Below are 12,756 nucleotides of genomic sequence, written 5' to 3' on the forward strand. Positions count from 1 at the left end.
AATTTAAACTTAAGGGATAATTAAAAGGTTAAATTAACACCGAAGTTAAGTACCTTGCTTTGAGGAAATTGAAGCCCGTTATCATCCGTTACTTCCGGATCAACCGCGTATTGTTTCAGGTTATCAAATGAAAACATGTTGTATGCGTTAACATAAAATCTTGCTTTCCTGATCTTCACCTTTGTTAACATATTAACCGGTAGCGAATAACCTAACTCAAGCGTTCTGGCACGCAGGTATTTTACATTATGCAACCAGTAAGTAGAGTTACGCTGACCATTCAACTCATAATCGGAATGGCCAAATCCGGGATTAACCCTGTTTGCCGGATATTTACCCGGAACCCACGGGCTGTTTACATCAAATGGATCCGAATGGTGGTACCTATCGGTAAAAATGGCATTTAGGTTACCGTTGTTTTGGAAAGCCCAGCGTGTTTCCCAGTTCTGGAACCAGGTATAACCCGCGCCTCCCGAAAAATCAGCATGAAAATCGAAGCCTTTATAAGCGCCGCCTAAGGTAAATCCAAAGTTAATATTGGGTTGTGTGCCGTAACCAAAACCAATCGGCCGTTCATCGTACTGATCAATCCGTCCATCGTTGTTTTGATCTTTATACATCAAATCGCCTGGCAATAAGGATATATTACCCTTGCCATCGTTGTTGATTTTATAATTATTGATTTGTTCCTGTGAGGTAAACTGGCCAATAACCTGGTAGCCCCAATCGATATGAGAATACCTGTTTGCTGCCGAGTTACGGTATTGATCGAGCGAGTTGTTAAACAGTGGCTTGTATTGTTGCAGATCCTTAGATCGCGAATAAGAAAAGTTACCTCCAACGTTGTAAGTAAAGGCGCCTATTCTGTTAGTGTAGTTAAGCGATATTTCCTCGCCAAACTGCGCATCGCTGTTTAAATTTTCCTGCGGCAAATCGTACCCTACTTCCGATGGCAGTACCACGTCATACTTACGAGCAAGCAGGCCTGTGCGCTTGCGGTAAAAATAATCTACCGTACCGTTTAAATGGCTGTTCAGCAAACTAAAATCGGCGCCAATGTCAAATATTTTACTTTTTAGCCATGATATATTTTTGGTTACGATACCTTTATCTCTTGAGGTTACCAGCGGGTTGCCGCCTATGATAGCCGTACCTTGATTATAGTTGTAACCAGGAATGTAGGAATAAGCACCGATAAGGTTTCTGTCGTCTCCTAATACACCATATGATGCCCTTAATTTTAGGTCGTTAAGTACACTGGTTTCGCCTAATAAGCTTTTAACAAAACTTTCCTGGGTAATTCTCCAGCCAACAGATGCGCCGGGGAAATAACCCACACGTTTATCGGGTGCAAACAGGTATGATGCATCGCGTCTTGCCGAAGCTTCAAAGTAATATTTATTGTCGTAATTGTAGTTAAAACGACCGATGTAGCCTGTACGTGCTTCTTTATCATCGCTGTCGTCATACCTATCCATGATAGGGAAATAAATAAGCGGTAAGTTATTGGATACAGGTGAAGCATGCAGCCAGTTCCGTAAGTGCTGCAATTCGATGCGTTCGGAAACAAATGTTGCACCTATAGTATGCTTGCCGAAAGTATTGTTGTAGTTAATTTGCCATTGGTAAGTTTTGGCAAACTCTTTACGCTGTTCGCGCTCTCTCCAGGGGTTGGTACTGCCACCGGTTACATCGTAAGTGTCGGTAGCCGGCCTGTAGGTGTAAGCATTATAGGTATACTCCTGGTTATTCAGCAAATAATCGGCAAGGTAATATGAATATAAACCTTTAACAGTTAAGCCTTTTATGCCCGGAATTTGATACTCTGCACCAAAGTTGGTTTGCAAAACCCGCCAGTCGCTGTGGTATAAACCCGAAAGTTTATCATTAAGGAACGCGTAATTTGATTCGGTATGGCCAATATCGTTCAAATAGGCTGGATTGTCATTAGCATACGGACGCTCTAAAGGTGTATTTCTTAACACCGCAAAGCGGGCCAAAAAGTAATCGTCACCTCCAGGTACACCAGGATTTTCGCGGGTTTCAATACGGCCGTTAATATCAAGGCTTACTTTTAAGCCAGCAGCAACTTTTACCGAAACATTCGACTGGATGTTGGAACGGTTAAATTTATACTCTTTACCTAACTGCGAGTTTTGATACAGGTTGGTTGCCGATACATAATAGTTAACCCTATCAGTACCACCCGTAAAGTTGGCGTTCACGGAGTTTTGAGGGGCATTGTTATTTGCCTTTAACACATAATCGCGCCAGTTAAAGCTTTGATAACCTTTTTCGGTACCGGTCTTGTATTTTTCAAGCTCGGCCGGGGTTATCTGGGTTGATCCATTGCTGTTTACCTCTGCTTCGGCACGGTAACGCATGTAATCGTACGAGTTGGTTAATACATTCGGGAACCTGTACCAGTTTTGGTAACCGGTATAGGCATCAATATTAATGCGCGCATCGCCACTACCTTTTTTAGTGGTTACCACCACAACACCGTTTGCCGCGCGTACACCGTAAATAGCTGCCGAGCCGTCTTTCAATACAGTAATGCTTTCCACATCGTTTGGCGCAAGGTTGTTAAACTGGCCTTCATCCTGTTGGATACCGTCAATTACATACAAAGGCGAACCCATGTTACGGATTTGTATGCTGGCGCTTGCTCCCGGCCTGCCTTCAGACATTCTGAAAGTTACACCTGGAATTTTACCTGCCAAACCCGTGCTCACCGTTGAACCGGCATGCACGCGATCAAGATCTTTACTGGTTACGCTGGAGATAGCGCCCGTAATGGATTCCTTTTTTTGTGAACCGTAACCTGTTACTACAACTTCTTGCAGTGATGAGTTAGTTGCTTTTAGCCGCACTCTGATACTTGTTTGCCCGTTTAACGGAAATTCCATTGTGGCGAAGCCAATATAGCTTAATACCAGCACGCTGTTGGCATCAGGTACAGTTAAGCTAAACTGTCCCTTTACATCAGTTGTTGATCCACCCTGGGCGCCTTTAATACGTACGGCAACGCCTGTTAGCGCTTCGCCCGTGGTATCAGTTACCGTTCCCGTTACCTTCACCTGTGCAGATGCACCAAGCGAAAAAAGCAGGCAGCTCATGATAGAGAATACAACTAATGTTACTTTTTGGCCCCATTTACTGGGCGGCCATTGCACGCGGGAGGGCCCCCCATGCCTGAGTAGTAAAAATTTTCTCATAAATTGATTTGTTATTGGTTAATTGTTGATTTTAAAAAATGTAATGTTGACATATCTAAAATCACGATGTAAAGAAAAAGATTTAGGGGGGCTCCTTATTAACCAAATCATCTCAATAATTAGTCAAAAAGTATCAATTTTTATTCAGACGAAAACCCTTGTTCAGAATGGCTATATTTGTTCAAGAGATCGATTTTGAAACCTGCATATTTATTTTTTTTACTATTTATACTATCCTTCAGTATCTGTAATGCACAGCCTTATTACTTCAGGCATTACCAGGTTGAGCAGGGCTTGTCAAACAACACAGTTTACTGCAGCCTGCAGGATAAACAGGGATTTTTATGGTTTGGCACGCGCGATGGTTTAAACCGTTTTGATGGTTATAGCTTCAGGGTTTTCAGGCATAACCCCAAAAACAACAAGAGTATCTGCAGCAATATGGTGCATGCACTGGCACTTGATCATGATGGCAACCTATGGGCCGGTACAGATGAAGGGATTGATAAATTTGACAGTAAAACAGAAAGCTTTACCCGCGTAAACCCCTCCAATACCAACGGTGTGCGCAATATTGTTTTCGACAATTACAATAACTGCTGGTACGTGGCGGGCGCTTCGCTCATCAAATTTAACACCAAAACAAAACAAATTACCGATTACTTTCCGCAGCAACATTTTGAGGCAACCGGCATAGCGCAAAATAATGATGGGTACTTGTGGGTATCCACCAGCCGGGGCAGTATCGAACGGATGGATACTGTACACAATTTGTTTAAAAGCTATAGCATAACCAGCCACTCCAAATGGGCGCCATCAAATTTCATCGAAAAAATTATAAGTGCAGGCAATAACAAAATTTTTATAGCTACTACAAGCCAGGGCTTTAAAGATTTTGACTGTGCAACAGGCACTTACCGCGACTTACTAACTTATAACGACAACAAAACAGAGATATATGTAAGAGATTTTGCCAAATATGCCGAACACGAGTTTTGGCTGGCTACAGAATCGGGCATATTTATTTACGACGACGTGCATGGCACTTTTTTAAACCTGCGAAAAAAATACAATGATCCTTATTCCATATCAGATAACGCGGTTTATACCTTGTGTCACGACTCGGAAGGAGGCATTTGGGCAGGTACTTATTTTGGTGGGGTAAACTATTATCCTAAACAATATTCGGCTTTTAATAAATTCTATCCCGGCGACGAGAAAAACTCACTCAAAGGCAATGTTGTACGCGAAATTTGCAAAGACGATTACGGTAACCTTTGGATGGGGACCGAGGATAATGGCCTGAACAAACTGAGCGCCGATAAACATACCTGGACACATTACCTGCCCGGCGGCAATACAGATATCACTAATACCAATATCCATGGACTGATTGCCGATGGGAAAAGTCTTTTTATAGGCACATTTGAGCACGGCCTGGATATCATGGATATCCCCAGCGGGAAAGTAGTTAAAGTTTATATTGCCGGAAAAGACAGTAAAACGTTAAAAAGCAATTTTGTTATATGTTTTCGCAAAACGCGCAACGGCAATATATATATTGGTGCAACCAGGGGTTTTTACCTGTATAACCGCAAGGAAAAAGATTTTACACTTATTGATAAGATACCCGTTCAGGATTTTATTTATGACATTTTTGAAGACCATACGGGGATGCTTTGGATTGGCACTGTGCGTGATGGTATTTACCGGTATGATCCGGTAAAAGATACCAGCTATCATGTACCCTACAATTACCCGGTAAAAAATGCGCTAAACGGCATAACAGTAAACGGAGTATTTGAAGATAGCAACCACATTTTATGGTTTGCAACCGATGGCCTTGGCTTATGGCGGCACGACCCTGTAAAAAACGACTTTAAGTTTTATGATCTGGATAATGGCTTCCCCAGCAATTATGTGTTCCGGATGCTGGAGGATGATCATAAAAACCTATGGGTAAGCACCTCCCGTGGCCTGGTGTGCCTTAATATAAATACCAACAGCATTAAGGTGTATACAAAAGCCAATGGATTGCTCAGCGACCAGTTTAACTATAACTCGGCGTTTAAGGATACCGACGGCACCCTGTATTTTGGTTGCGTTAAGGGTATGGTAAGTTTTAACCCGGCCGGCTTTAATAATAACAACTACATAGCCCCGGTATATATAACTGGTTTCCAGGTGCATAATAAAGAGATTATGGTAAAAGGGGCCGATTCCCTGCTTAGCCAATCAATCATCTACACCAAACACATCAATTTAAATTACAACCAGTCGTCGTTTAGTATTGATTTTGCCGCTTTAAGCTACCCATCGCCCGAAATGACCCAGTATAAGTACACCATGAAGGGGCTTGATAAAGGCTGGACAGATTTAAAACGAAACCGGAAAGTATACTTTACACAGCTGCAGCCCGGTCATTATACTTTTATAGTGAAGGCCGCCAATAACAATGGTGTTTGGACCACCAAAGAAACCACGCTTGTAATTAACATAGCACCACCCTTTTGGAAAAGTATATGGGCTTATATCCTATATGCTATGTTGGTTATTTTTATTTGCTACTATCTGCTGAAGCAGTATCACAATCGCAACAAACAGCGCAATAAGCGGCTGATTGAAATACTGGAGAGCGACAAGGAAAAACAGATATATAATGCCAAAATTGAATTTTTCACCAACGTAGCGCATGAAATACGTACGCCGCTAACCCTTATTAAAGGGCCAATGGAAAAAGTGATCAAAAGATCGGAGCATGTGCCCGAGATTCAAAACAACCTGAAGATCATGGAGAAAAACACCAACAGGCTGCTCGATCTTACCAATCAACTGCTTGATTTCAGGAAAACAGAAACCAATGGCTTTAGCCTGAGTTTTGTAAAAACAAACATAGCTGATTTACTGGCCGATATATTTTTGAGGTTTAAACCGCTAACCGAGCAAAAAGGGCAACGATACACACTAATATGTGCAGATAAAACACTGTATGCTTACGTTGATATTGAAGCTTTTACCAAAATAATAAGTAACCTGATCAATAACGCCATTAAATATGGCGAAAACGTGATAGAAGTTGAACTGTTAAAACCCGAACCAGGCGATAATACTTTTACCATTGAAATAAGGAACAACGGCTACATTGTACCCTATGAAATGCGCGAAAAAATATTTGAGCCATTTTTCAGGATGAAGGAATCAGAAAAGCAAATTGGTACAGGGATAGGCCTTTCCCTATCGCGCTCACTTGCCGAATTGCACAAAGGATTATTGGTGTTGAATAAATCAATCAACGATTTTAACATTTTTAACCTGACCTTGCCCATTCACCAGGAAAAGGAATTTGACCTGCATACTACTCCCGGCGATTATGAACTAACCGATATTATTAAAGAAGAAAATTTTGACTTTATGAAACCGATTATACTTTTGGTAGATGACAATCCCGAGATCCTTGATTTTATTTCGGATGACCTGAGCGATAAATATGCTGTAATAAAAGCATTAAACGGCCAGGAAGCGCTGGATATGATAGAAATTGAAAACATCCAGCTTATCATCAGCGACGTAATGATGCCGGGAATTGATGGCTTTGAATTATGCAAACGCATCAAAACCACATTTGATTATAGTCACATCCCTATTATATTACTCACGGCCAAAAATACCCTGCAAAGCAAAATAGAAGGCCTGGAAGTAGGCGCAGACGCCTATATCGAAAAACCGTTTTCGCCCGAGCATTTACAGGTGCAAATAGCCAATCTGCTTATTAACCGCAATAAAATCAAAGACCATTTTGCAAGTTCGCCGTTGGCGAATATTAAAACCATGGCCTACTCCAAACCGGACGAAAGCTTTTTGGATAAGCTTAACGCGGTAATTAACCACAACATCCAAAATCCCGACCTTGATGTGGAGCAGATTGCCAGCCTGATGAACATGAGTAAGCCTACGTTGTACCGTAAAATTAAGGCTATATCAAACCTAACCATTAACGAACTGATTAATATAACCCGCCTTAAGGCAGCTGCAAAACTGCTTGAAGATGGCGATTATAAGATTTATGAAGTTGCCAATATGGTAGGTTACAGCTCACAATCGCACCTGGGCCGTAACTTTTTGAAACAATTTGGCACCACCCCTACCGAGTATCAACAAAATAAAAAGAATCAGAAGATTAAAACTTATTAGTATTGAGTCCGGAAGTTTTTTGTCCGAAAGTCCGGAAGTCAAAAAATCTTGATACTTGATAATGGGCAAACGCATCTAATTGGGTTAACACAACTTAACACTTTTCAGATAAAAAATTTAAATATTTGATAATCAGCATTCTATATTTTATCATGGTTAACACTAAATGGATAGCCAAATTTAGGCGCATTCAAATATTTGTCGCCTGGTACTGGTCGATACTACTATTTATGTGTTTTTAGTTTAGTTAATGCAAACCGGCCAATGCGCATGCCTTCGTCAACGCCATTTACAATGGATGGCATATAATGAATACCGCCGTAAAACCGGCTGATGGCTGCCTCATCGGCCGCTGCTTTAAATGATTTGAACTTACGGGTGGGGATGCTAAACTCCACTTCGGTAGAGTCGGTAAAGGTAAAATTATCGCCAAATAACTTGCCGAGCACCACTGCCGATGCATTTGAAACTACGCTATGCCCACTGGTATACTCGGGGAATGGTGGGGTTTGCAGCAACGGCATCCAGTTTTGATCAATATATTGGTTAATATAGGTTTCGGGGCGAATAACTTTGCTTTTATATTTTTCGTCCCAACAATTAATAAAGCTATCGGCAATTACAACAGCAAGGCAGGCATAAGTCTCCGCCGAACGGACGTAGTCGGCTTTTGCCTGGCGGCAAACCAACCCGGCAATGTTTATCCAATGGCCCCCGGGAGATATTTTTTTTGTGGCAAACATGGTATGCCCATTGGTATTAACTTTAAACGGGTTATCATCCCAATATTTGGCTATCGTGCTTTGCTCTGGTGTTAAGTGTTGGCCCGCATCCCTGACAGCAACAGCCAGTTTATAAAAATAACTGGTGGGTTCCTTTGAAAAATCTACAGCTTTTGCAGGCTTAAACTGCTGTGCCGAATCCAGTAAAAAAGGACGTATTTCGTTCCAGTGCGGCTCCACCCCTTTCATATAGGCCGGTGGTGTCGGCTTCCAGGTGGCATCGTCTGTTTGCACATCGTATTTTGATAACGAACGGGTATGCTTGTAATTATCCTTGCCCGCCCATTTAATGATCCGGTCGGCAATCAACTTTCCATAAGCTATCGAGTTTTGGTATACATCGTCGGGCATGCCGGTATTTTTAAATTCATCCATCAGCCCGCTGTGGAAAGCCTCTATCCGGCCTTCCGACATCACCAGGATTTTCCCAACCGTTAAAATGGCATGCGCGGCAGCTAAATTGTAACAGTATGTTTTGCCGGCTTCGGGTTTGGGGATTGAATCCAAGCCTTTTACCTGGCCCGCAAGCGACAGATATTTTGTGTTGCCGTTACGTGCGGCCTCGTATCCTGCAACGGTAATATAAGCATAAATACGGCTTGCCACCGGCGGCGAATAAATATCATGCAGCATTACCTCGCTAACCTCGCGTACCGAACGATGGATGTAATTGGGGTTTTCGGCTGATTTTTTCCACCCGTTATTTTTATTACAGGCAAACAACAAGACAACAGAAAACACAGTAAAGTAAAGTTTATTCATGTATGGGTTCCGATAAAATTAATAAAGGTTAATTGGCCCGGATAGGCTATCCATCAAAGCTAACAGGAAATCCATAAACATGTATTGAGCGATACAATTTGACGAAATATTGAGATGATTTGCAGAATCCTTTATATCAAAATCCATTTTCTTTACGTACGCTTACTGTATAGCCTTCAATAAGTTAAAGCTCGACCAAAGCATAAACCATTATTAAATTTTTACTGTAATTACATGATAAAACCTTTACTCATTAAGTTTAAACCCGCGCTTATACTATTGCTTTTTTTGGCCGCCGGCTGCTCGCGCAGGCAGGACGGCCCTACCCTTTTTAAACTCTTGGATGCATCGCAAACCGGCATCGATTTTAAGAACACCCTAAGCCCAAGCGACAGCATCAACATTCTTAACCATCCTTATTTGTACAACGGCGCAGGCGTCGGCATAGGCGATTTTAATAACGATGGCCTGCCCGACGTTTACTTTGCAGGCAACATGGTGGCCAACAAGCTATTCCTCAACAAAGGCGACTTAAAATTTACCGATATAACCAGTACTGCCGGCGTTGATGGCGAAGGCAAATGGAGCGCGGGTGTATCTGTTGTGGATATTAATAACGATGGCAAAATGGACATTTACGTTTGCGCGTCGTTTAAATCAAATGCCGAACAGCGCCGTAACATGCTTTACATTAACCAGGGCAACAATAAAGATGGCATCCCCACTTTTAAAGACGAAGCAAAGGCCTACGGATTAGATGATAACGGCTACAGCACACAAGCCATATTTTTTGATTACGACCATGATGGCGACCTGGATATGTATCTGCTGACCAACTTTTTAGGCAAAACCACCCCGGTAGCGTACCGCCCTAAACTGACTGATGGAAGCGCCGAAAATAACGACAGACTGTACCGCAACAATGGTAACGGTACTTTTAGCAATGTTACTAAAGAGGCAGGGATTTTAATTGAGGGCTTTGGCAACTCGGTATCGGTAACAGATATTAACAACGACGGCTGGCCTGATATTTATGTGGGCAATGACTTTATATCAAACGATGTGCTATACATCAACAACAAAAACGGAACATTTACCAACCGCGCGGGCGACTATTTTAAGCACACCGGCTGGTCGGTAATGGGGTCGGATTTGGTAGACATCAACAACGACGGCCTGCCCGACCTGGTATCGTTAGAGATGCTGCCCGAAGAAAATGTGCGTAAAAAAACTATGCTGATGGGCGATAACTACATTACCTACATCAATAACAAAAAATTCAATTACGAGCATCAATATATCCGTAACGTATTGCAGTTAAACCAGGGAAAAACGCCGCTGGGGCACACCCAGTTTAGTGATATAGCCTACATGGCCGGCATTTACCAAACCGACTGGAGCTGGACACCGTTAGTGGCCGATTTTGATAACGATGGTTACCGCGATATGGTAATTACCAACGGCTACCCCCGCGATGTAACCGACCTTGACCATGCCCTATACAGTAACGACCAGGGCCGTACGGTAAAGGAAAACCGCACGTTGGCCGCAGCCGATTCGTTCCCGGTTGTTAAAACGGCCAGTTATGCTTTTAAAAACCAGGGCGGTTATATGTTTGCCGATCAGTCGAAAAACTGGGGTATTGTTAAGCCAACTTTTTCGACCGGCGGCGTTTATGTCGACCTTGATAACGATGGCGACCTTGACCTGGTGATCAACAATATTGATGACGATGCCTTCATTTACGAGAATACGCTGAATAGCAAAACACAGGTAAATAAAATGCACCATTACCTCACCGTTAAGTTAACGGGCGATAGTAAAAACCTTGGCGGCATTGGTGCAACCATGCGTATTTACTACCAGGGCAAGCAACAACTTTACGACCAGCAGCCCTGCCGCGGCTACATGAGCACCGATGATGCTAAAGCACATTTCGGTATCGACACTGCTAATGAAATTGATTCAATGCGCATCCGCTGGGCAGATGGCAAGACCGAATTGGTAAAAAATATTAAGGCAAATCAAACTATCAACCTGCAATACAAAAATAGTTCGGGCAATTACAGTCCGCAGCTTCCGCTGGAGCGCGCACCAATATTCCAATCAGCAGCAAACCAATTGGGCATCAAATATGTGCACCAGGAAAAAGATGCCATTGATTACAACATCCAACCAACCTTACCTCATAAACTAAGCCAGTATGGGCCATCTATTGCTGTGGGTGATATAGATAACAACGGCTACGACGATTTTTATGTTAGCGGGGCTGCAGGCAATAAAGGCGTGTTTTTTATGCAAGGTGCCGACGGTAAGTTTACCTTGGACAATAATCGTTTTTTAAACGATAATTTCAAGGAAGAAGAAGATATGGGCGCACTGTTGTTTGATGCCAATGGCGATGGCTTCCTTGACTTATATGTAGTTAGCGGCAGCTACGAGTTCCCGAAAGACCATACCACCGCGCAAGACCGCCTATATATAAACAATGGTAAGGGCCAGTTTACCAAAAGCTTTGGTACTGTGCCGGTTGAGTATGATAATGGCTCCTGTGTACGCGCAGCCGATTTTGACCGCGATGGCGACCTTGACCTGTTTGTAGGCGGGCGGTCTGTTTCGGGTGCTTACCCATCATCGCCGGTGAGCCATATTTTCAGGAACGACGGCGGCAAATTTACCGACGTAACCACACAGCTTTGCCCCGAACTGGTTCACGGCGGGATGATTACCGATGCGCTATGGTCTGATTTTGATAACGACGGGCTTGCTGACCTGGTTGTTGTTGGCGAGTGGATGCCGGTAACCTTTTACAAAAATACCGGTAATGGTTTTGCCAAAATTAAAACGGGAGTTGACAACCATGTTGGCTGGTGGAACAGTATTGTTGCCGGTGATTTTAATAACGATGGCCAGGTGGATTATGTAGCCGGTAACCTGGGCCAAAACTCAAATTACAAAGCAACTTTTGAACAACCAATGACCATTATGGGCAAAGACCTTGATGGCAACGGCTCATTCGACGCTATGATATTTTGCTACATGAAAGCCGAGGATGGATTGCAAAAACCCTTCCCGATGCACACCCGCGACGATTTAATAAGCCAGCTGATCTCTATCCGCAAAAAATACCCAAGCTACAGGGGCTTCGGCAAAGCTACTATGGATGATTTATGGAGCGACAAGGACAAAGAAAACGCGGTGATCATGAAAGCCACGGACATGAACACCAGCTTTATTACCAATAAAGGAAACGGCAAATTTACAATAAGCCCTATGCCATTAGCCACACAAATGGCGCCCGTGTACGGTATGGTTGCTAAAGATATTGACCAGGACGGCAACCTTGACCTGGTAATGGCAGGTAACGATTTTGGAATGGAGCCTTTTACCGGGCGGCATGATGCCTTTATGGGCTTGTACCTAAAAGGTAATGGTAAAGGCGGCTTCGCTCCCCTATCTGTAGCTAAAAGCGGGCTGTTTATTAATGGAGATGCCAAAGCGCTGGCCGCCATACAATCAGCTAAGGGAGGTGATATTTTAGTAGCCACCCAAAACCAGGACAGCCTGAAAGTATATAGGCAAACCGGCATTGGTATGAAGCCTAAAAAGTACATCAAACTAAAGGCTGATGATTTTTTTGCAGATATCACTTATAAAAACGGCAGTAAAAAACGGGTAGAGTTTTACTACGGCTCTACTTACCTGTCGCAATCATCGCGTAACCTGCAGGTTGACGCGGATGTAAGTAAGATCACCATTACCGGGTATGCCGGAAAGAAGAGAGAAATAGCCAATTAAAAAAC

General features: G+C 43.0%; 5 protein-coding genes. 2 read left to right on the forward strand and 3 right to left on the reverse strand.

Going from position 1 to position 12,756, the window contains the following annotated elements; all coding sequences use genetic code 11:
* Positions 1-20: 20 nt before the first annotated feature.
* Positions 21-3,218: a SusC/RagA family TonB-linked outer membrane protein gene (locus AC1RM2_RS28590; protein WP_492988568.1), complete on the reverse strand. Its 3,198-nt coding sequence runs from the start codon at positions 3,216-3,218 to the stop codon at positions 21-23.
* Between the two features lie 195 nt (positions 3,219-3,413).
* Here AC1RM2_RS28590 and AC1RM2_RS28595 point away from each other — a divergent pair, with 195 nt between their 5' ends.
* A complete protein-coding gene (locus AC1RM2_RS28595; protein WP_492988569.1) occupies positions 3,414-7,409 on the forward strand; it encodes a hybrid sensor histidine kinase/response regulator transcription factor in 3,996 nt (1,331 codons plus the stop codon).
* 224 nt (positions 7,410-7,633) lie between these two features.
* Here AC1RM2_RS28595 and AC1RM2_RS28600 read toward each other — a convergent pair whose 3' ends face one another.
* Together AC1RM2_RS28600 and AC1RM2_RS28605 are read right to left on the reverse strand one after the other, a co-directional pair.
* A complete protein-coding gene (locus AC1RM2_RS28600; protein ID WP_492988571.1) occupies positions 7,634-8,953 on the reverse strand; it encodes a vanadium-dependent haloperoxidase in 1,320 nt (439 codons plus the stop codon).
* A gap of 18 nt (positions 8,954-8,971) precedes the next feature.
* On the reverse strand, positions 8,972-9,100 hold the full coding sequence (locus tag AC1RM2_RS28605) for a hypothetical protein (RefSeq protein ID WP_492988572.1): 129 nt from the start codon (positions 9,098-9,100) through the stop codon (positions 8,972-8,974).
* 87 nt (positions 9,101-9,187) lie between these two features.
* Here AC1RM2_RS28605 and AC1RM2_RS28610 point away from each other — a divergent pair, with 87 nt between their 5' ends.
* Entirely contained in the window at positions 9,188-12,751 is a 3,564-nt protein-coding gene (locus AC1RM2_RS28610) for a VCBS repeat-containing protein (protein WP_492988573.1), read from the forward strand.
* The last annotated feature ends 5 nt before the right edge of the window (positions 12,752-12,756 follow it).

This window comes from Mucilaginibacter sp. GW822-FHT03E02 (assembly GCF_058801545.1).

Bases quoted from the DNA above. Each gene is read 5' to 3' on its own strand.
- AC1RM2_RS28600 (WP_492988571.1), bottom strand. From the start codon at position 8,953: ATGAATAAACTTTACTTTACTGTGTTTTCTGTTGTCTTGTTGTTTGCC.
- AC1RM2_RS28590 (WP_492988568.1), bottom strand. From the start codon at position 3,218: ATGAGAAAATTTTTACTACTCAGGCATGGGGGGCCCTCCCGCGTGCAA.
- AC1RM2_RS28605 (WP_492988572.1), bottom strand. From the start codon at position 9,100: ATGGATTTTGATATAAAGGATTCTGCAAATCATCTCAATATTTCGTCA.
- AC1RM2_RS28610 (WP_492988573.1), top strand. From the start codon at position 9,188: ATGATAAAACCTTTACTCATTAAGTTTAAACCCGCGCTTATACTATTG.